Origin of the sequence: Marinobacter salsuginis, assembly GCF_009617755.1 — a bacterium.
GTDB lineage: Bacteria > Pseudomonadota > Gammaproteobacteria > Pseudomonadales > Oleiphilaceae > Marinobacter > Marinobacter salsuginis.
On record NZ_BGZH01000001.1, the window covers coordinates 1,187,210 to 1,208,545 of the forward strand.

Genomic DNA, 21,336 nt, shown 5'->3' on the forward strand with positions numbered 1-21,336 from the left:
AGTCAGGGTTTGCTTTGTAAGGTCGAAATGGGAATGATACTCCGGCCATACATGGCCAGGACAAAACCGATCGGGAACATCAGCACTCCATATACCGCTGCCGGGATGGACATGGCGCTGGACTCCAGCAGGGTCAGGGTAACCATCAGGGCAATGGTACCGTTCTTTACCCCCAGTTCCACCGCCACCGCCAGCGACTCCCTTTGGGTCAGACCCGCCAGGCGACCGGCAGCAAGGCCCAGCCCGATACCGGCCACATTCAACAGAATAGTAGCCGGCCCTGCCTGCTTCAAAAGCTCCCAGATCTGGTCACGAACTCCGTACACCAGGGCCACAATCAGGACGGCCAGCACAATACCGCCGAAGATGCTAACGATGCTTTCTGCCTTGCGGGCAACTTCAGGGTTGCGGGTACGAACCACCATTCCAATGGCTACCGGGAAGAGCACAATACCAACCAGCATGCCGATGGTTTTCCACACCGGCAGCACAATGTCTTCCTCGGTTCCCATGTAATGCTGAAGGGCAATGTTGGTGAACAGCGGCAGGGTAAGGATGGTGATCAGGCTGGCACTGACCGTCAGCACAATAGACAGTGCAATATTACCCCGTGAGAGCAGCACAAACAGATTCGAGGTGGTGCCCCCGGGGCAGGCGGCAATAATCACCAACCCAACGGCGATGGCCGGTGGAACCGCCAGCAATGTGGCCAGCATGAAAGCAATGAGGGGCATGACCAGAATCTGGGCAACGGTGCCGACGATCATCCCTTTCGGATACACCGCTACCTGGCGGAAGTCACGTATCGTCAGGGTCATGCCGATACCGATCATGATAATGAACAGAGCAATCGGCAGTCCTGCCGAGATAAGCGGGCTGGATTCCACAACGCCTCCGGATGTTTTTGTTTTTACTACAACCAACCGATGAAAAGTAGCACAGACCGCTCCCTTTCGGGAGGCCAAACAACAATCGATTGAACCGGCAGGAAATAGCAAACGCGGGGAACTTTATGACTTGAAGCATCGTGTCACGGAGCAGTTGCACGTATACTTGCAACGGACAATTAAAATACCTGGACACTGGTGGAGACACACAAGGAATGAAACGCCTGGGAACCCTGGATGCCTCTTGGCTGGCCGTAGAATCTGAAGACACTCCCATGCACGTGGGCAACCTGCAGATCTTTTCGCTACCGGAGGGCGCCCCTGAAACCTTCCTTCGGGACATGGTGACCCGCATGAAGGAAACCGGCGATGTAGCACCGCCCTGGGGTTACAAACTGGCGTGGTCCGGACTGCTGGGTCGTGTACTGGCGCCGGCATGGAAAGTCGACAAGAAAATCGATCTGGATTACCACGTGCGCCATTCGGCCCTGCCGCGCCCTGGTGGTGAGCGGGAACTGGGTATCCTGGTATCGCGCCTGCATTCCAATCCCCTGGATTTCTCCCGCCCGCTTTGGGAATGCCACGTTATCGAGGGTCTTGAGAACAACCGGTTTGCGCTATACACCAAGATGCATCATTCGATGATCGATGGCATAAGTGGTATGCGCCTGATGCAACGGGTGCTGACTACCGATCCAGACAAGCGGGATATGCCGCCCCCCTGGTCGGTACGTCCGGAGCGTCGCCGCGGCAGCAAATCCGACTCCGAGGCCAGCGTGCCCGGCGCGGTTTCACAGGCCATGGAAGCCCTGAAGCTGCAGGCGGATATGGCGCCACGCCTGTGGCAGGCGGGCAACCGGCTGGTGCATTCGGTGCGTCATCCCGAAGACGGCCTCACCGCGCCATTTACCGGGCCCGTTTCCAAGATCAATCACCGGGTCACCGGGCAGCGCCGGTTCGCCACCCAGCATTACCAGCTTGACCGCATCAAGGAGCTTGCCCACATCTCCGGCGGCTCCCTGAACGACATTGTTCTGTACCTCTGCGGTACCGCCCTCCGACGTTTTCTGGTGGAGCAGGACGAGCTGCCAGACATTCCGCTGACCGCCGGTATCCCGGTGAACATTCGCCCCTCCGATGACCAGGGCACAGGCACGCAGATCAGTTTCATGATCGCATCCCTGGCGACCGACGAGGCGGATCCATTAACGCGGCTGCAGAACATCAAGACATCCACCCGCAGGGCCAAAGAGCACCTGCAAAAACTGCCCAAAAGCGCCCTGACCCAATACACCATGCTGTTGATGTCACCCTACATCCTGCAATTGATGTCGGGCCTCGGCGGGCGGATGCGACCGGTGTTCAATGTCACGATTTCCAATGTGCCGGGCCCCCAGAGGACCCTCTACTACGAGGGCGCGAAACTGGAAGCCATGTACCCGGTGTCCCTGATCGCACACGGCGGTGCGTTGAACATCACCTGCCTTAGTTATGACGGATCACTGAACTTCGGCTACACCGGCTGCAGGGACACACTGCCAAGCATGCAGAGACTGGCGGTTTACACCGGTGAGGCGCTGGACGAACTGGAAAGCCTGATTCTGCCGCCAAAGGCCAAATCAGAAGCGGCGGCCAAGCCCAGGGCACCACGAAAGCCGGCGACAAAAAAGAGTAAAGCAGACTGATCGAGCGTAAGATCAGCCCGCGCTTTGCCAGTGGGCAGCGCCCACGAAAATCAGCTGAAGGAAGCGGGTGGTCCGCTTCCGGATCTGCTCGATCTGGTAGTCGTCATCGGCCGAGACGCCGAGCAGATCCGTCAGGCTGAAGGCCACACTCCGGACTACCAGATCACAGGTCATGTCCAGATCCTGGTCGGTAAGGTGATCTACCAGCCTCAGCCTGCGCAGGTCGTTGGCAAGCTCACTGGCAAAGAAACGCATCTCGCTCCGGATACCTTCCTGCACCGCCCTGCTTTCACCGGCCAGCCCTTGAGCCATAAACAGGAAAAAGCTCCGGTTCGCCTGGGCGTGACTGATGAAAATGGCCACCGATTCCTCAATCAGTTTATCCGCCTGCGAAACGTTGGCCCGGGCCTCTCGCATCATCCTGCGCAACACCAGTCCCAGCTCATCCACGAGCTGAAGCCCCAGATCGTCCATATTGCGGAAATGCCGGTAAAACGAGGTTGGAACCACACCCGCCTGACGGGTTACTTCCCGGATACCAAGACTGGTGAAATGCCGCCCCTTGCCGACCAGCGTTAACGCCGCGCTCATCAGTTTTTCGCGGGTTTCGCCGGGCTTTCTGCGTTGTTTTTCCGCCATCTTTTGTCAGTACCGCCTGCCGTCTACGAATGGTTCACAAGTGTACACATCCGAAAAAATAAAAGTACAGAATGCTTGTCATTTCGAGCCATTACCAGCTGATCCATTGTGACTTTAACGCTCCGTGTGTACAGTCGTACACATTAGTGAACACTTGTACACATGGATAACGGAAAGCCTCAGGGAGGCACTCAGCATGTTAGCGAGAAACACCCAGCACAAAGCTCTACAATGGCTTGGCAGACAGCTGTTCAACCGAAACGATCCAGAGGTATTTTTCGACCCTCTGCTTGAGCGCATCAATCCGATGTGGGTACAAGAGTACACACCGGCCCGAGTAGAGCAGGTTCTCTCTGAAACCCATGACACCAAAACCCTGGTGCTGAAACCGGCCCGACGCTGGTCCGGCTTCAGCGCCGGCCAACATGTGAACATCTGTGTTGAAGTGGATGGAGTCCGCCGCAACCGCACGTTCAGCCTCTCAAGTTCCCCCCTGCTCTGGCGGGACCAGGGGCTGGTCACCCTGACCTTCAAACGCCTTCCGGGCGGCCTGGTGACCAACTGGCTTCACGATCATCTGCAAACTGGTGCGGTAATCGGTATGGGCGAGGCCTTTGGCGACTTCCTGATACCAGAACCTGCCCGACCGGTCCTGTTCATTGCCGGCGGCAGCGGCATTACGCCAGTCCTGAGCCAGCTTGAGACCATGGCGGCACAGGATTATCGGGCACCGGTGACATTGCTTTATTTCGTTCGAACCCGTGAAGACGTCATCGCCCGGGAAAAACTGCGGGCACTGGAGGCACGCTATAGCGCACTGACGCTGAATATCATTGCCACCAACGAGTCAGAAGAACCCCGCTACCTGCGTGACCGGGATCTGGAAGCGGTGCCGGGCATCAAGGCACGGCAGGTCTATCTGTGCGGACCGAAGGGGCTCATGGATCTGGCCCGGGACCTTCTGTACCGGAGGGGTATTGCTGACTCGGATATCCACAGCACCTTTTTCTCGGTGCCAACGGCGGATCTGGACAGAGCAACGCTTGGTGGCGAGGTTCAGTTTGAAACCAGTCAACTGGAAGTCGGATCCGAGGGCGATGCCACCTTGCTGGAGATCGCCGAGGCCGCAGGCCTGACTCCGCGCCACGGCTGCCGTATGGGCATATGCCACCAATGCAGTTGCCGGAAAACCACGGGCACCGTCATCAACCGCCTGACCGGCCAGGCCTCCGGCCCCGGCGAGGAAAACGTTCAGCTTTGCATCTCCGTACCCCGGGGCCCGGTGTCACTCGACCTTTAAGCCTATCACCCGATTTTATCGCGAAGCCTTGATGCACCGCAGGGAGTATCACCATGAAAAAGATGACCGAAGCGCAACTCGCAGAGCTTGAAACCGATCTGAACGCGATCCGGGACGAGGTTCTCGCAGACCTCGGCGACCGGGACGCGAGCTATATCCGGCGGATGGTCCGCCTGCACCGAAGTCTCGAAGCCGGCGGCCGGCTCATGATGCCGTTTGGCTTTATACCGCCTGTATTCGTTGCCGCGACGGTGACCCTGGGCGTTGCCAAGATCCTGGAGAACATGGAAATCGGCCACAACGTCATGCACGGCCAGTATGACTGGATGAATGACCCGAGCCTCCACTCCCAGACCTACGAGTGGGACACGGTGTGTACATCAGATTCCTGGCGTCGCACCCACAACTACGAGCATCACACCTACACCAACATCATCGGCAAGGACCGTGACTACGGCTACGCCGTGCTGCGACTCACGGATGAGGAGCCCTGGAAACCCTGGCACGCACTTCAGTTCATTAATTACATCCTGCTGAGTGTGTTTTTTCAGTGGGGCGTGGGGCTGCACGAACTCGAAACCGAGAAACTTCGCAGCCGGGAAATCAGCTGGCGTGAAAAGCTTCCGTTTCTCAAAGAGTTTGCTCGTAAGGGTGGCCGGCAGGCGTTCAAGGACTACGTCTTCTTCCCGCTGCTCACGTTTCCGGTGGCCCCGATTGTTCTGGCGGGGAACGTGGGCGCAAATCTGATCCGTAATCTCTGGTCGTCCACGGTAATTTTCTGCGGCCACTTTACCCAGGATGCGGAAACTTTCACGGAAGAGGAGTGCGAGGGTGAAAGCAAGGGCCACTGGTACCTGCGCCAGCTAACAGGGTCCTCAAACTTTACCGGGGGCCGCTGGCTGCACGTTCTGAGCGGGCACCTGAGCTACCAGGTGGAGCACCACGTATTCCCGGACCTGCCCGCCCACCGGTATCCGGAAATTTCCGGGAAGGTTCAGGCTGTGTGTCAAAAGTACGGCATTCACTACAACACGGGTCGCTTTGCGAAGCAGTACGGCACGGTGTTGAAGCGGATACTCCGGCACTCACTGCCTGAAAAGGTGACCGGAATGGCCAGAGCGGCTTGAGCAGGCCCGACCGGCCAGTCGCTTAGATGCGGCTGGCCGGATCAGGCTATCTGAAGCAATCTCAAAAGCTGGGGTCTGTGCTGATCCTGGATAACGTCGGCCAGAGTGTATTTGTCGAGCACTTCCAGAAAAGCCTTCAGAGCTTCACCAAACATCGATTTCAGACCACAAACCGGCGTTATCTTGCAGGCATTCTTGGAGGAAAAGCACTCCACGATGCTCAGATCCTGTTCGGTTTCCCGAACCAGAATACCGATACTGATGTCAGAAGGGGAACGGTGCAGGCGCATGCCTCCTTTCTTGCCCCGGATGGTTTCAATGTATCCCTTCTTGTTCAACTGATGCACCACCTTCATAAGGTGGTTCTTGGAAATGTCGTAGCTGTCGGCGATTTCCTGAATGGTGGCCAGACGATCACCCTGAACTGCCAGATATATCAGTACTCGAAGTGAATAATCCGTGTAGCGGGTGATGTGCATTCAATACTCCAGTTATTGTCACAATCGTTCAGTAAGAAGGTCGGGTTAACAGATAGCAGGCTGTGCCACACAGAAATACGCCAGAGATACCCAACACCACTCCGGACGCCCCAAGCGCAAACAGCATTCCCCAACTCAGCGCCATCATGCTGCAGGCCAGCACCTTCGCCCGTGCCGGCACGGCTCTGCGTGTGCGCCACTGATCAATGGCCGGACCAAACCTGGGGTGGTCTTCAAGCCACTTGGCAAAAGCCGGAGACCCCTTGCTGGCAAAAAATGCAGCCAACAGAACAAAAGGCGTCGTGGGCAACAGTGGAAGCACGACACCAGCGGCAGCAAGCGCAACGGACATATACGCAAGAATTCGGAATCCGGTTTTCCCAAAACGGTCGCCCATTGCGGGGTTCTCACCAAGGTTGATAACTGCATCTATTCTACCGGGATTCAATGAACAGGTCTGCCCAAACGGCTCAGAAAAACCAGACGCGCCACATAGGCCACCTTGACACCAACTGCAAAAACCAGGGTTCCGATGTGCGCGGCAATTTGCACAGAGAGCAACAGCGCGTCCGCAAGCGGGTAGGCAAGCAGAATCGTAGCCAGCAAACCGAAGACGGACAGTCCGAGAGCACCGTTTGCTGCGAACAGCCATTTTTCGTAGTCAGCCATGACAAACCTCTTTAACATTTACTATAAATACATGTTAATGATATGACCACTTCCTCAGAAAATCAAACCGGAGAGGTTCACCTGCTCTTCTCATGAGCTCTACGGGCAATACCTCATCGGATATACCCATAAATTAAATTTGACACCTGAAATGCACCTAATCAAAATCCCGCCATAAAGATTTATTCTGTATGAATGTTAAAGAGGAGAAGTTTCATGAAGCTCAAAGAAGCCTACTCAAGTCGACTGGAGGGAGCGCACCATGGCTAAATATCGCCGCCTGTGGTTTTTGCTGATCGGAATCCTGGCAGTAACTTTCACGCTACTGGGGTATTTCGGTGCAGAGGTGTATCGCGAGGCACCGCCAATTCCAGAGCGGGTTGTATCCGCCGATGGCGACACCCTGATGACCGGGGAAAGTATTCTTGATGGCCAGACAGCCTGGCAGTCCGTCGGGGGTATGCAGCTTGGCTCAATCTGGGGTCACGGCGCCTACCAGGCACCGGACTGGACGGCCGACTGGCTGCACCGGGAACTGGAGACATGGCTGGAAATCGCCGCCCGGGAAGAGTACGGACAGGACTGGCACAGCCTCAGCGGGCAACAGCAAAACGCCCTGCAGTACGCCCTGAAAACCGAGTACCGCACCAACACCTACGACGCCGCAACCAGCGCCCTGCACCTTTCCGAGCGCAGGGTCGAGGCCATTGCCGAAACCGCCGACTACTACAGCCGACTGTTCAGCGATGCGCCGGAACTGCAGTCTACCCGCGAAAACTACGCCATGAAGGAAAACACCCTGCCCAGCGCCGAGCGTCGGGAGCGGATGACCGAGTTTTTCTTCTGGACCGCCTGGGCCGCCGCTACCGAGCGCCCGGAGAGTGACGTTACCTATACCAACAACTGGCCCCACGAGCCGCTGATCGACAACCGGCCAAGCGGTGAGAACGTTGTCTGGTCGTTGATCAGCGTGGTTCTTCTTATTGCCGGTGTCGGTGGCCTGATCTGGGCCTGGGCCTTCCTTCGCAAAGAGGACGAGGAGCCTGAGGCGCCAGTCCAGGACCCGCTGACTGCCGTTGGCCTCACGCCCTCCCAGAAGGCACTGGGCAAGTATCTGTTGCTGGTGGTTGGCCTGTTCACCTTCCAGGTAATGCTGGGTGGCTTTACCGCCCACTACACGGTGGAAGGTCAGGGCTTCTACGGCATTGAAACGTCCGAGTGGTTCCCCTACTCCCTGATGCGCACCTGGCACATTCAGTCGGCCATGTTCTGGATTGCCACCGGCTTCCTCGCTGCCGGCCTGTTCCTCGCCCCCATTATCAACGGCGGCAAGGATCCCAAATTCCAGAAACTGGGTGTCGATGTGTTGTTCTGGGCACTGGTGGCTGTGGTTGCCGGTTCATTTATTGGCAACTTCCTCGCCATCAACCAGATCATGCCGGCCAACCTCAGCTTCATGCTGGGCCACCAGGGGTACGAGTATGTCGACCTCGGCCGCCTCTGGCAGATCGGCAAGTTCCTGGGCATCGTGTTCTGGCTGGTGCTGATGCTGCGCGGTATTGTGCCCGCCCTGCGCCAACCTGGTGACAAAAATCTGCTTGCCCTGTTGACTGCGTCGGTCGTAGCCATCGGCCTGTTCTATGGCGCCGGATTCTTCTACGGCGAGCGTACCCATATCTCGATCATGGAGTACTGGCGCTGGTGGATTGTCCACCTGTGGGTCGAAGGCTTCTTTGAAGTGTTCGCAACGGCGGCCCTGGCGTTCATTTTCTGCAGCATGGGCCTGGTATCCCGCACGGTGGCGACAGCTGCAAGCCTGGCTTCCGCCAGCCTGTTCATGCTCGGGGGTGTACCCGGCACCTTCCACCACCTGTACTTCTCCGGCACCACCACACCGGTCATGGCAGTGGGCGCCACCTTCAGTGCACTGGAAGTAGTACCGCTGGTGGTACTCGGCTACGAAGCCTGGGAAAACTGGCGCCTGAAATCCCGTGCCCCGTGGATGGAAAATATCCGCTGGCCGCTGACCTTCTTTGTGGCAGTTGCCTTCTGGAACATGCTGGGAGCCGGCGTGCTCGGGTTCATGATCAACCCGCCCATCGCGCTGTATTTCATCCAGGGCCTGAACACCACGCCCACCCATGCCCACGCAGCCCTGTTCGGTGTCTACGGCTTCCTGGCCCTGGGCTTCGCGCTGATGATCCTCCGATATATCCGCCCGCGCATCGTTTTTGACGAGCGACTGATGAAAGTGGGCTTCTGGTGGCTGAACATTGGCCTGGTTCTGATGCTGTTGACCAGCCTGTTGCCGGTCGGGTTCATCCAGTTCATTGCCAGCGCCAGCGAAGGTCTCTGGTACGCACGCAGCGAAGCCTTCATGCAGAGCGATATCCTGCAGACCCTGCGCTGGGTAAGAACCATTGGCGACGTGGTCTTCATCGTCGGCGCCCTGGCCGTCACCTGGCAGGTGGTGAAAGGGGTCTTCTTCCCGGATCTCGAGCCGGTTGCCCTGGAAACCGATGAAAAGGGCGCTGCCAGCGAGCTAAGCGCCTGATCAAACAGAGCATGGGCCAGGGACGGCCCACTCTGGAATACCTGATGGGAGGCTTACCTCCCGAGGGGTATCGGAATTGGTGATCTGATCTGTAATACTTGGTCTATAATCAGGTTAAAAAACAATCGGCAACAGGACCAACCCGATGCCCCAGAACAAGCTGACAGACCGTTTTGGCCGCACCGTCAACTACGTGCGTCTGTCCGTCACCGACCGGTGTGACTTCCGCTGCGTGTACTGCATGGCCGAGGACATGACTTTCCTGCCCCGCCAGCAGGTTCTGACGCTTGAGGAAATCGCCCGCGTTGCCCGCAACTTTGTTGATCTGGGTACCGAGAAAATACGCCTGACCGGCGGCGAGCCCCTGGTACGCAAGGATATTCTGGAACTGGTCAAGGAAATCGGCACCTACGGGCTGCGCGATTTCGCCATGACCACCAATGGCAGCCAGCTACCCACCATGGCCGAGCCCCTGCGCAAGGCCGGTATGCATCGCCTGAACATCAGCCTGGATTCTCTGGATGCGGAGAAATTCCACAACATTACCCGCACCGGCAAACTCTCCCAGGTGCTGGACGGCATTGATGCTGCCCGGGAGGCCGGCTTCCGCGGCATCAAGATTAATACCGTGGTGATGAAAGGCCGCAACGATGAAGAGGTCCCCGAGCTGGTCGAGTTCGCCCGGAAGAAGAACGTGGACATCACCTTTATCGAAGAAATGCCCCTGGGTGAGATTTCCGAGCATGATCGTGGTCTGGCCCTGTGCACCAGTGAGGAAGTGCGGGACATCATCCGCAAACACCACGCGTTGGTGCCCGCCACAGAGGATACCGGCGGTCCTGCCCGTTATTACCGCATGGAAGATAGCAAGACCCGGGTCGGTTTCATTTCACCCCATTCCCACAACTTCTGCTCCACCTGCAACCGGGTGCGGGTAACCGTCGAAGGGCGGCTGCTACTGTGTCTGGGCAACGAGCACTCGGTGGATCTGCGCAGGGTTCTGCGGGGCAATCCGGTGACCGATGACAAGCTGCGGGAGACCATCATCAATGCCATGGATCTGAAGCCTGAGCGGCATCACTTCTCCAGTAACGGGGATGTGCAGATTCTTCGGTTCATGAACATGACTGGCGGTTGAAAAGCCAGCATAAAAAAGGGGCCAGATGAAGGTTTTCATCTGGCCCCTTTTTCGTTTCTAGTGGTCCATTCCATCCATGCTGTTCATATTCATTCCAGCATTCAGGTTCTTCATCGTTACCTCGCTGAACGCGAGCACCTCACCACCATGTGAATTGGCAAAATGATCTGCATCAGCCTGACTGGCAAACGATGCCAGTGTTGGACCCATGGCACCCTTTCGGCTGGAACCAACAACATAGAAGGCGTCTCGGGCGTCGATCAGGGCGGTAGCGTCCGGGCTTGCCCACTCGGTTTCGGCCATGTCGTGTACGTACAGGGTATGATTGCGGTTAACGTTCTCTGGCTGGAGCGCCCACGCGAACATGTCCCGGGTGGAGCAGAATTTGCGCACGTGCTGGTCCTTTTCGGTGATCGCCTGGCCCTTGGGACCGGGGAAGTTGGTAATGACCATGCCGCAGACGTGGCACTCGTCGCCGGTTGCGAAATTGACCGGGGCGGCTTTGGCAGTTGTTTGTTCTTCGCTACCTGAGCAAGCGGTCAATGCGAAGGCTGCCAGGGCGACCAGGAGCCAGTTGGGTTTACTTCTGTTCATCGGGATAACTCCGTTCAGATACGGCGGTTTCGGAAAAGTAACAGAGCGCCTGCCAGCGGGATGGCAATCCACAACACCAGACCAATCCACAGGCCCGCTACGCCGACGGGCAGATCGGCGCCAAGGCTGAGCACCCCACTGAGCTGGGCGCTGTCGCCAAAGGCAACGATATTGAGCAGGCGGTAGATATCCGTGGGATTGAGCATCAAGAGCCAGGGCAGCAGTTCCGCGCTGAACTGGCCTTCGCTGGCCACCAGGGTACCCAGCAGCATCAGGTCGAAGATCAGCACGAAGAAGAACCAGATCGCCAGGGCCAGGCCGGCGGCGATGGGCTTTTCGCTGACCCGGACACTGATCACATAGGCAAGGGCAATAAAGCCCCACCCCAATAGCACGGTAGAGCCGATGAAGCGCAGCATGGCTGCCGCGAGACTGGCGATGGCCACGTCTTCGACCAATACGGCAATGGCCACGCCCGCTACGCCGAAACCAATTACGGTGGCCAGCGCGAGGGTCAGACCATGGCCCAGAAACTTGCCGAGCAGCAGTTGGCTCCGACTCAGTGGGTAGGTCAGCAGCAACAAAAGGGTTCCGCCCTCTTCTTCGCCCACGATGGCGTCGTACGCCAACAACAATGCGATCAGTGGAATGAGGAAAATCCCAAGGCTCGCGAGGCTGGCAATGGTGGCCGGCGTGGAGGCATACCCCACCTGCCCCGACGCTGCGGCACCAAACCAGGCGATGCCCAAAGCCAGGGTCGCAAACACCAGGGAAATGGCCATCAACCAACGATTGCGCAGGCTATCGCTGAGTTCTTTTCGGGCAATGGTCCAGATACTGTTCATTTGCTGCCTCCCCGGTGGGCCAGGCCACCCGAACCGATAAAGTGCACGTAGATGTCTTCCAGGCTGGGCTGATGAATGCTGATATCGGCCACTTCACCCGAGGCCATTACGGCATTCAGCAGCGTCATCTTTTCCCTCGGCTGCACATCTACCTGCAGGCGCCCGCTGTCAGTCCTGAGGATCAGGCCACTGTTACTCGATGCCCTGTCAATTACCTTTTCCAGCGCCGAGATACTGTTCGCGGGATCCAGAGACAGGGTTACCGGCATATTGGCCTGCCGCCTCAACGCGGCCAGATCCCCGGCGGCCTTCAGCGCACCATTGGTAAGAATGGCGGCACGATCAATATAGGGCTCGACGCCGGGCAGGACATGGGAGCACAGCACGATGCCCGTGCCCCCATCACGCAAATCCCGTAGCAGCCGGTACAGGTCTGCCGTGGCGACCGGATCCAGTCCAACGGTAGGCTCATCCAGCATCAGCAGCTTGGGCTCGCCCAGCAGCGCCTGGGCCAGACCAAGACGCTGGCGCATGCCTTTCGAGTAGGTCTTGGTGCGGGCATTCATGGCATCGCCCAGGCCCACCTGCTCAAGCAGTCGGGGCACTTGCTGCAATGACGCACCTTTCAGCCGGGCAAAATGGGTAAGAATCTCCCGCCCGGTCAGTTGCGGATAAAACATCACATTCTCAGGCAGGTAACCGATGTGCTGGCTCACCTGCGGATCCCCGGCGTGACCACCCAGCACGGAAACAGAGCCCTGATTGGGCGTCATCAAACCCAGGATCAGCTTGATGCAGGTTGTCTTTCCGGCCCCGTTGTGACCAAACAGTCCCAGGATCTCGCCCGGCTCCAGGCGCAGATCAATTCCGTGCAGCACCGGGCTCTTGTCGTACCGGTAACTCACATTTTCAAGGTGAAAACAGCTCATCGGATCTCCGTTTGAAGCTCTGCGGGCATCCGCATCAAGGGGTGGGAATCGGTGACACCGGCGGCCTTGACCACTGGAAACGCATCCTGCACCCAGCGCAGGGTATCCACCGCCGGGCTGAACATCAGAACCTTGGCTTCCGGGTATTTCCACAGCAGCCGGTCCACGTTGTCATTGGGCTCATAGGGCACATCGCCAACGCCATCCTGATTCCGGTCCCAGCCCAGGTAATCACTCCAGAAATTGCCGCCATTCCCTTTCGACCACTCCTGGGTGCGGGTGGCCACATACTTGACCTGCCGCTGATTGTTCACGAACGCGTTGCCAAAAACCTCGTTGTCTTCCGAACCCGCCGTCAGATGAATACCGATATTACTGTCAGCGAAAACATTGCCCTCAAACGTGTTGTACAGGGAGTTATAGATAAACACCGCCTTGCCTTCGGCGCCCTCAATCGCAACACCAGCTGTCTGCCCCTGGGACACCCCCGTCACCACATTCCCCCGCAGCTCCGACTGGGTAATGAAATTCATCAGAATCCCGTAGTTCTCATCATTCACCGACCGGTTGTTGATCACCGTCAGACGCTTGCTCTGCATCAGCGCATAACCCGTTCGCGTGTTCCGGGTAACGTTGTTCTCAAGCAGATTGTTCATCGAGTACATGTAATGAATGCCATAACGCAGATCCGCCATCTCATTGCCGCGGATCGTATTGTTATTCGCCGTCTCGATATAGATCGCATCCCGGGTCTGACGAATGTCATTACCCTCAATCAGTGCCCCCGTCGTGTTGAACAGATGAATCCCGTTACCCCGATCATTCGGACGCAGCGAGTCATCACCTCGAATCGTATTATTGCGAACCGTCACATCCGGCGTTGCATCCAGCCACACCCCAAAACCCGGCCCCTCCAACCGGTTGTTCTCCACCACGGCACCACGCGCCTCCCGGGCGACAAAAATCCCCGAATCCAACTCGTTCAGATTGCTGCCCCAGTTGCGAACGGCACAGCTGGAAAACGTCACCCCCTCGGCGACGATATCCACCGCATTGCCCTGCCCGCCCGGATCAATCACTGTTTCTTCATGACAAGACACAGACACCCCGGGCACCCGGATTGCCAGAGACGAAATCTGCTCAGGTGGAAGCTCAAAGCTCGCACCCGGTTCCAGGGCATCAAGCTGTTCTTGCAGGTCCGCTTGCGCGGTCAGCGAAAACAGAGCGACTGTCAGGGCCACTCCATAACGCAATAGTAGATACATCTATGATTCTCTATAAGTGAAGCAGGTCCGAAGCCACCGCCCTTGGTACGGCAAGCCAAGAGGAGAACCCTTTCCAAAACTGTGCGGAGCCATGGATGGCGGAGCCCAAGCGCCACATGGATGTGCCGCAAGGAGCGTGTTTTGGAAAGGCTTCTCCTCTTGGGTTGCTTCTCCAAAGTTGGAAATCACCAGGACTCCCAAAAGGAGTCCCGGCGAAAGAGAGACCTATCAGGCCTTCTCAACAATCATGCGACCCCGCATCTCCATATGCAGCGCATGACAGAACCAGTTGCAGTAGTACCAGTGCACCCCAGGGCGATCCGCCTTGAAGGTCACTGAAGACGTCTGCTGCGGACTGATCTCCATGCTCACGCCATGGTTCACCATGCAGAAACCGTGGGTCACATCCTCAATGGTGTCCAGGTTGGTCACATACACCGTAACCTCATCACCCTGCTTCACCTTGAACTCGGTCATCCCGTACTGCGGCGCAATCGAGGTCATGTAAACACGAACCTTGTTGCCATCCCGGATAACCTTGTTGTCGGCTTCCAGAGTCACACCATCCTTCTTGGCCTGCTCAACAGCAGAGGCAAAGAACGGATCGTCGCGCTCATAGATCTTCCGTGTCTTGATCTGATCACGACGTACAAGGATGCAGTCGTGGGGCTCAGCGAAGGTCGGGCCGTCGTGAACCAGCTTCATCTCCTCGCCGGAGATATCGATCAACTGGTCGTTCTCCGCGTGCAGAGGTCCAACCGGGAGGAACCGGTCCTTGGAGAACTTCGACAGTACCACCAGCCACTTGCCATCAGCATCCCGGGATTCGGTCAGGGACGCGTGGTTGTGGCCCGGCTGATAATGGACGTCCAGCTTCTGACGGATGTAGTTCACATCCTCGCCGTTGTAGTGCCTGATGGCATCGGCAATGTTCCACTTGGCCACCTGGCTGTCGATAAACAGAGTGGTGTAGGCATTGCCACGGCCGTCAAAGGTTGTGTGCAGGGGCCCAAGACCCAGTTCCGGCTCGCCCACCACGGTATCCCGCGGCTCGATCTTGCCATCAAACAGATCATCCAGCTTGTCGATCGCAATGATGGATACGGTCGGAGACAGCTTGCCGTTGGCAATGAAGTATTTGCCGTCCGGAGAGGTATTCAGACCGTGCGGGTTCTTCGGAACCGGAATGTAACGGGTCAGCTCCGAGCCGGCACGACCGTCTACCACAGGCACCTTGGAATCACCCAGGGTCTTGTAGTTGCCATTCTTGACCGCCTGCTCAATACGCTCGATGTTGAACACCACCGCCCAGTCGCGATCGTTGCGCATGGTACCGGCCAGATCCAGCGCCTTCTCCGAGTTGTAGCAGGTGGAGCAGGCGTACTTGCCGGTGTAGTCGGCATCGGTGTTATCCAGGTTGCCGTCCACGATCACCTGGAACGCTACCTCCATGGTTTCCGCGTCTATCGCGTTGAACATGGTGAAGCTGCTTTCAAGGCTGGTGTCGCTGCCATCGTTCGGATGGGGAATGACATACTCGGCGTTGCAGAACACATACTTGGTCTTGGGCACCTTCTGAAGCCGCAGGCCGTGAATGGCCTGAACGTTCGGAATCGTGGTGATCTTGTCACACTTCATGATATCCAGGCGGATACGGGCAACGCGGGTGTTGGCCTTGTCGTTGATGAACAGGTATTTGCCGTCGTAACGACCGTCCGTCATGGAAATGTGGGGGTGGTGGGAATCGCCGTTCAGGTGGGTATTGTCATGGCCCAGAACGTCCTTGCTCTCGTTGCTGATACCCCAGCCCGTCGCGGAATCCACGTTGAATACGGGGATACGCATTAGCTCCCGCATGGAGGGTACGCCCAGAACCCGAACCTCACCGGAGTGACCACCGCTCCAGAAGCCGTAATACTCATCAAGCTCTCCCGGATGGATCACATATTTGTTGCGGGCCTCCTCGGCTGCGGCCGCGAATGCCTCACGGGACATTACCGCGGTGCCAAGCCCGGTTGCACCGGCGACACCCGCCAGAGCAGCAGCCCCCATGAACCGACGGCGACTCTGGCCGCTTTCCGGAAGCTCATTCAGGTCTTTGGTCAGATCATCTCTTCTTTTCATAACATCCAACTCCGTTATTGGTAATGGCGGTTTACTTCTCATGCTTTCTTTTTTTGGGACTACTCAGGACACCTGAACCACGGGTATTTCCTCCGGGTGGCCCGGTGCATTATGACCACGGCGCTTACCGCGTCGCTTGACGATCAGCGGCGGGCACTTGTGGTCATCGAAATAGGTCATCTGGCAATCCAGGCAGTAATGGCATTCCATGTAGTTGATGTGCCCGTCCGGATGGATCGCCTGGACTTCGCACTCGTGATCGCACAGCCGGCAGGGGTTGCCACACTCCTTGCGCCGCTTGAGCCAGTCGAACACTCTCAATTTGCTGGGCAGCGCCAGGGCTGCACCCAGCGGACACATGTAGCGGCAGAACACCTTTCGGGTGAAGAGGTTGACAACCAGCAACAGGACGGCGTAAGTCACGAAAGGCCAGCTACGATCAAACTTGAGGGTGATCGCGGTCTTGAACGGCTCCACCTCGGCCAGGCGCTCGGCGGTTGCCATGGAATCGAGGGACACCCCGAACAGCACCAGCAGGATGATGTACTTGATGGCCCAGAGCCGTTCGTGCACTGCAAAGGGCACGGTGTATTGAGGCACCTTCAGCTTCCGGGCAATTTCATTCAGCAATTCCTGGAGTGCACCGAATGGGCACAACCAGCCGCAGTAAACCGCCCGCCCCCAGAGCAGGACGATGGCGGCCACCACGGCCCAGAGGATGAACAACATGGGGTCGATCAGGAACGTGCTCCAACTGAACCCGCTGATCAGGCTATTGGCAAATGTGAGCACGTTGACGATGGACAACTGCCCCATGGCGTACCAGCCGATGAAAAAGAGCGTGTAGGTCAGGAAGGCGTGGCGAATCCAGCGCATCATCTTCGGCTTTTTCACCAGCCAGTCCTGGAAAAACAGGATGAACATCAGCACGCCGATACCGATACCGAGCACCACAATCTGGAACTCCCGCTGGTACCACACCTGTACCCACATGGGCTGGCTCTCCAGCCATTCTTCCTCGGAGACGACAGGCTCCGGACGGGTGTAATACTGCTCCGGCAGCTGATACTCCAGCGGAAACACCTGGAACTCGCTGTCCAGGGGGCCGGTCTGGCGTTTCACAGTGAGCTCGAGTGTCCAGAGGGTGCCGGGATCGAAGTTGTACTGCTGGCGAATAATGAAGATCGCCATCTCGGTGAATTCCGGCATACCCTCGGCGTAGACATCGCTCAGCCGGTAGAAATCCAGGTCGCGGAAGTTGAAGGTATCGCCGAACTGACGGATCTGGATGCGGTCGAAAATGCCACCGCGAACATAACCCGAGCCCTTGAAGGAGTATTCGCCGTTGGCCATGACGGCAATGGCGTGCTCGCCCTCCTCCAGCTCGGATGTCAGCCACTGGTACTGGCTCTCTCCCAGCAGGTTACGGCCAATAGTGGGAGCATCCAGGTAAGCGGTATACAGATCGATCAGTGGCTCATTTCGCTCTTCGGGCCCTGCGGTATCAACACCCTCGGCTTCCGTCCCCTTGAAGGAATCATCCACCTGCCCCTTGGTGAGCAGCAGCCGGCGCACCGAGCCGTCTCCGGTCAGTTCCTCCCATGTTTTCTGCTCGAAGGCCTGCTTGTCCACGGTAGCCAGCGGCGGACGGGAGCCGTCCTCGCCCTCGACCATACCCAGTTCCACGCCCACCCGATGGGCAGTACGCATGATCACTTCGTTGATAACCATTACGGTTACCGTGGCGCCGGACAGTCCGTCAACGGCTACCTTGCGCTCCGAGGAGGTTCCGCCCACGGTTACCCGCTGGTCGGCTTTCAGGCCCGTGTACTGATCGGTAAAGGTGTGAAGCTTGCTCTCCGGAATACCCACCAGAAGTATGGGTTCATCGTGGTGGATGACCTTGGCGGCCTTGATGGTGCCTTCGATATCCAGTACCACCAGGGCGTTGACGGGCTTGCCCGAGTAGGCGGGTGTCTGGACAAAGTCCAGGGACTGATAGGCGTAGCCCACCAGTTCATCGCGGGCATAGAGCTCCTGAATGGCTCGGTTGCCTTTCCGGGGGACAACCCTGGTGACTTCCGGGAAAGCCTGCCCGATGACCTGACGACCGGCAACAGGCTCATACTTGGCCAAAGGCGCTGCATTCAGGGCCATGGCCATGATCGACGCGAAAAAGAGAACAGCGAAGCGGGAAAAAACGGACACAGAAGACTCCCTGAGAAAAAGCGCCTTATTGCTTCAGCCTAGGCAAATTAGAGGAAAATCAAATACCTCTTATTGAATACACCTCGCAGGTAAACTGATCGGATTCTCGCTGTCAGCCCAGGCTGACAGCGTTTCCCTGCGTATCGAGAGGGAGGTAATTATTTATATGACCAAGGCGGATGGACTCCACCATCATGGTCAATGGTTGTTGCGCTTCGTCAGTGGATGGAGGCGTGCCGCCCCGGCCAGACATGGCGGCAACAAACACCACGTCCCAGGACTGGCCCGTGGCCCGGGACTCTTCATGCAGCGTCGCGAAATCCGGGGCTTCATCGGGGGTCTTGTCGACGCAGACTACCGGCGTCAGGGCGCCACCCTCGCCGCGCTCGAAGGCGGCTTTTTCTTCCGGGGACGCCTCATCCGGCAACTCTGCCCGGCAGAACACGAATAGCAGGCGCTGGGGTTCCTGCTGGCTATAAGAGGCCTGAATCAGGTCACTGTAACTGCTGATCATTTTGGTGAATCCTTACTGGTACCGGGCCGCTGCGATTTACGCCTGGCGGGCAATGAGCTGGCGGTTTGAGGTGAGCCTGCGAACTTCGTCGCACACTTCTTCCACGGCGTCTTCGCCGTAACTCTGTCCATAACGTTTCTTGAAGCCGAAGTCGTAGAGCCGGACATGCTCGTCCGGTTCAACACCAATGTTCTCGAGACAGGCCCGGGCGCAATGCAACGGACAGCCGTCAATCACGGTGATCGGGCGACCGGATCTGGCGGTTTTCACCAGGGACGACACTTTCCCGCCGACCCCCGAGATGCAGGACATCTCGAATTCGCCGGCATGGTCGAGCCGGACCGCCACATTGTTGGCCAGCTGCGCCACGTCAGAGCAGCCGGAACATGAGTAGATCAGTGGGCGCTGCTTTCTCGCGGTCACTTGTCCTCCTTTCCAGGAAGCCTGGAGGCTTGAGCGTGATCAGTTACTGGCTGATTTCAATCAGGCGCTGGGGGTCTGAAATGAACAGTCGGCTTCGGTTAACCCGAACCAGGCCGTTGGACTTGAGGTCCGCCAGAATCCGGGAGAAGGTTTCCGGTTGCATCGCCAGCCTGGAGGCCACCAGACACTTGGGGAGCGGCAGTTCCACTTCCCCGCCTTCCTCTGCACCGTTCGGCAGCAGGTCGATCAGGTAGCGGATCAGACGGTCACGGGCGTTCTGGACGGTCATGATTTCCAGGTCGTGGAACCGGGAAACGGCGCGTTTGGCGTAATGCCGCAGCGCTGCCTGGGCGTATTCGGGGTTGCTTTCCAGCATGTCCTGATAGGCTTTGACCGGAATCATCAGCACTTCGCTGGATTTGAGGGCCTCAGCGTAGCAGGCATACCGGGGCGGATCGGCGTAGATCATGACTTCGGCGAAGCAGTCACCGGGGGCAATGCTATCGAGGGTTCGGTCGATGCCGGAGGAGTCCAGGCGGTAAAGACGCAGGCGGCCGGAGATCACGAAGAAGAAGTGGTGCGCCGGCATGTCCTGGCGGTAGAGCAGCTGGTGATGGCCAAGGCGGATTCTTCGGGACTGCTGGATCAGGTGCTGCAGGCCTTTGCCATTGAGTTCCGAGAACAGTGGATGGCTGCGCAGGGCCTGAAGGCCGTCTTCGTCGTCAAAGGGTTTGTTGACGGCGATGAGCACGGGTTTGGTGTAGCGGGTTTCGGCCGTTTGTGTCATTGCCATGGGTGTATCCTCTCTGCATATTCATGCATTCAAAATCATGATTAAAATAGTAGAAGGATACTGGGGGAAAATCGCTCCCCCCATGGGGGTAATTTGGGGGTTATTCGGGAGTAATTGATCTAACTCAAAGTGTTCTGTTGCTAACTGATTTGAACCGAAAAGACTATCGCTGAGCGCTGCCCGTAGCGCATCGGACATCGAGCACAGCCTGACAGGAATACCCATCCCAAAACACGCTCCTTGCGGCACATCCATGTGGCGCTTGGCTGCAGCCATCCATGGCTGCAGACAGTTTTGGGAAGGGTATTCCTGCCAGTCTCCCGATCTTTGGTCGCGCACTTTTACTGCATAAGGGGCGAGTCCGGGAGTTCCAGATCGACACCTTCCACACCCGTTTCCGCTGCCAGAACCTGCAGGTACTGACGGAATGCCCTTCGGGTTACGCTCTCGCTCAGATACTGTCGGATCTGGGGTTTGACGTGCTCGTACGGAAGCTCCTGGCCGTCGATTCGCTGGTCGACGCGGACGATGTGCCAGCCGTAGCGGGTTTCGATCAGTTCCGGGTTGAGGCCTTCCTGCAACGAGAGAACCGGGCGTTCGAATTCGTCGACGGTCTGGCCTTTGCTGATCTGGCCGAGGCTGCCGCCCTGGTGACGGGATTCGCAGGCGGAGTATTGTTTGGCCAGTTCGGCGAACTGGGAGCGGCCGTCGATGAGGGACGACAGTAACTGTTGGCCGGCTTCTTCCTGGCGGATGCGTTCCTGGACGTCGTCCGGGGCAGCGGCGAGGAGGATGTGGCTAACAGCCATCAGTGTGGGGCTGCGGAAGCGGGCCGGGTTGGCGTTGTAGAAGCGTTCGCAGTCCTGTTCGGTGGGCTCCGGAACGTTGAGCTCAAGTTCCAGAGCCCGGGCAATGCGGTCTTCTTCGTCGTCGATGTCGTCGAGCTTGAGACGGTTGGCCTGCTGCAGGAGCAACTCTCGGATGACGAGGCTTTTGGCAGCTTCGTGCCAGGCTTCGGCGACTTCTTCGGCCGGGTGATGCTGCATTTCCCGGGCGATGTCGTCTTCGCCGATGAGGGTTTCACCCACATAGACCGGCGGGAACTGGTTTCTGGGTTTTTCGGCGTCGCCGACGGGGATGAGTTGCATAGCAATAACCTCAGG

At 57.8% G+C, this 21,336-nt stretch carries 21 protein-coding genes; 5 read left to right on the forward strand and 16 right to left on the reverse strand.

Annotated elements, in window-relative coordinates; genetic code table 11:
* Positions 1-2: 2 nt before the first annotated feature.
* On the reverse strand, positions 3-887 hold the full coding sequence (locus GJU83_RS05495) for a bile acid:sodium symporter family protein (protein ID WP_069184456.1): 885 nt from the start codon (positions 885-887) through the stop codon (positions 3-5).
* A gap of 215 nt (positions 888-1,102) precedes the next feature.
* On the opposite strand from GJU83_RS05495, the gene GJU83_RS05500 reads away from it, so the two are divergent.
* A complete protein-coding gene (locus GJU83_RS05500) occupies positions 1,103-2,572 on the forward strand; it encodes a WS/DGAT/MGAT family O-acyltransferase (protein ID WP_069184457.1) in 1,470 nt (489 codons plus the stop codon).
* Positions 2,573-2,584: 12 nt separating this feature from the next.
* Here GJU83_RS05500 and GJU83_RS05505 read toward each other — a convergent pair whose 3' ends face one another.
* Positions 2,585-3,211, reverse strand: a complete 627-nt coding sequence (locus GJU83_RS05505) for a TetR family transcriptional regulator (protein WP_069184458.1) — start codon at positions 3,209-3,211, stop codon at positions 2,585-2,587.
* Between the two features lie 196 nt (positions 3,212-3,407).
* Between GJU83_RS05505 and GJU83_RS05510 the strand changes: the two genes are divergently transcribed.
* The gene (locus tag GJU83_RS05510; protein WP_069184459.1) at positions 3,408-4,511 is read left to right on the forward strand and encodes a ferredoxin reductase; all 1,104 of its coding nucleotides are present in this window, start codon (positions 3,408-3,410) and stop codon (positions 4,509-4,511) included.
* 53 nt (positions 4,512-4,564) lie between these two features.
* Positions 4,565-5,638, forward strand: coding sequence for a fatty acid desaturase family protein (locus tag GJU83_RS05515; protein WP_069184460.1), 1,074 nt, complete (start codon positions 4,565-4,567; stop codon positions 5,636-5,638).
* 41 nt (positions 5,639-5,679) lie between these two features.
* Here the strand turns inward: GJU83_RS05515 and GJU83_RS05520 are convergent, their stop codons facing one another.
* The 3 genes from GJU83_RS05520 to GJU83_RS05530 are packed head-to-tail and all read right to left on the reverse strand — an operon-like array spanning position 5,680 to position 6,786.
* Complete coding sequence (locus GJU83_RS05520; protein WP_069184461.1) at positions 5,680-6,117, reverse strand: RrF2 family transcriptional regulator; 438 nt, start codon at positions 6,115-6,117, stop codon at positions 5,680-5,682.
* A gap of 28 nt (positions 6,118-6,145) precedes the next feature.
* On the reverse strand, positions 6,146-6,514 hold the full coding sequence (locus GJU83_RS05525; protein ID WP_069184462.1) for a YbaN family protein: 369 nt from the start codon (positions 6,512-6,514) through the stop codon (positions 6,146-6,148).
* 47 nt (positions 6,515-6,561) lie between these two features.
* On the reverse strand, positions 6,562-6,786 hold the full coding sequence (locus GJU83_RS05530; RefSeq protein WP_069184463.1) for a hypothetical protein: 225 nt from the start codon (positions 6,784-6,786) through the stop codon (positions 6,562-6,564).
* A gap of 262 nt (positions 6,787-7,048) precedes the next feature.
* Between GJU83_RS05530 and GJU83_RS05535 the strand changes: the two genes are divergently transcribed.
* Positions 7,049-9,340: a nitric-oxide reductase large subunit gene (locus GJU83_RS05535; protein WP_069184464.1), complete on the forward strand. Its 2,292-nt coding sequence runs from the start codon at positions 7,049-7,051 to the stop codon at positions 9,338-9,340.
* 145 nt (positions 9,341-9,485) lie between these two features.
* Complete coding sequence (gene moaA / locus GJU83_RS05540; protein ID WP_069184465.1) at positions 9,486-10,478, forward strand: GTP 3',8-cyclase MoaA; 993 nt, start codon at positions 9,486-9,488, stop codon at positions 10,476-10,478.
* Between the two features lie 57 nt (positions 10,479-10,535).
* On the opposite strand, the gene GJU83_RS05545 is transcribed toward moaA, so the two are convergent.
* From GJU83_RS05545 to GJU83_RS05595, 11 genes are all read right to left on the reverse strand, one after another.
* Positions 10,536-11,072 carry a nitrous oxide reductase accessory protein NosL gene (locus tag GJU83_RS05545; RefSeq protein WP_069184466.1) on the reverse strand — a complete coding sequence of 179 codons (537 nt, stop codon included), beginning with the start codon at positions 11,070-11,072 and terminating at the stop codon, positions 10,536-10,538.
* Between the two features lie 14 nt (positions 11,073-11,086).
* Positions 11,087-11,917 (reverse strand): ABC transporter permease, encoded by an 831-nt coding sequence (locus GJU83_RS05550; RefSeq protein ID WP_069184467.1) that lies wholly within the window; start codon positions 11,915-11,917, stop codon positions 11,087-11,089.
* The gene (locus GJU83_RS05555) at positions 11,914-12,846 is read right to left on the reverse strand and encodes an ABC transporter ATP-binding protein (protein WP_069184468.1); all 933 of its coding nucleotides are present in this window, start codon (positions 12,844-12,846) and stop codon (positions 11,914-11,916) included. Before GJU83_RS05555 ends, GJU83_RS05550 begins: the two co-directional genes overlap by 4 nt.
* Complete coding sequence (locus tag GJU83_RS05560) at positions 12,843-14,111, reverse strand: nitrous oxide reductase family maturation protein NosD (protein ID WP_069184469.1); 1,269 nt, start codon at positions 14,109-14,111, stop codon at positions 12,843-12,845. The genes GJU83_RS05555 and GJU83_RS05560 overlap by 4 nt, the downstream gene beginning before the upstream one ends.
* A 228-nt stretch (positions 14,112-14,339) precedes the next feature.
* Positions 14,340-16,235, reverse strand: a complete 1,896-nt coding sequence (gene nosZ / locus GJU83_RS05565; protein WP_069184470.1) for a TAT-dependent nitrous-oxide reductase — start codon at positions 16,233-16,235, stop codon at positions 14,340-14,342.
* A 63-nt stretch (positions 16,236-16,298) separates the two neighbouring features.
* Entirely contained in the window at positions 16,299-18,398 is a 2,100-nt protein-coding gene (gene nosR / locus GJU83_RS05570) for a transcriptional regulator NosR (protein ID WP_167516398.1), read from the reverse strand.
* A gap of 157 nt (positions 18,399-18,555) precedes the next feature.
* Positions 18,556-18,957 (reverse strand): ribonucleotide reductase subunit alpha, encoded by a 402-nt coding sequence (locus GJU83_RS05575; RefSeq protein WP_069184472.1) that lies wholly within the window; start codon positions 18,955-18,957, stop codon positions 18,556-18,558.
* A gap of 36 nt (positions 18,958-18,993) precedes the next feature.
* On the reverse strand, positions 18,994-19,380 hold the full coding sequence (locus GJU83_RS05580; protein WP_069184473.1) for a putative zinc-binding protein: 387 nt from the start codon (positions 19,378-19,380) through the stop codon (positions 18,994-18,996).
* A 43-nt stretch (positions 19,381-19,423) separates the two neighbouring features.
* Complete coding sequence (locus GJU83_RS05585; RefSeq protein WP_069184474.1) at positions 19,424-20,173, reverse strand: Crp/Fnr family transcriptional regulator; 750 nt, start codon at positions 20,171-20,173, stop codon at positions 19,424-19,426.
* Positions 20,174-20,194: 21 nt separating this feature from the next.
* Complete coding sequence (locus GJU83_RS05590; RefSeq protein WP_153633919.1) at positions 20,195-20,449, reverse strand: hypothetical protein; 255 nt, start codon at positions 20,447-20,449, stop codon at positions 20,195-20,197.
* Positions 20,450-20,514: 65 nt separating this feature from the next.
* Positions 20,515-21,321, reverse strand: a complete 807-nt coding sequence (locus tag GJU83_RS05595; protein WP_069184476.1) for a peptidylprolyl isomerase — start codon at positions 21,319-21,321, stop codon at positions 20,515-20,517.
* Between the last annotated feature and the right edge of the window lie 15 nt (positions 21,322-21,336).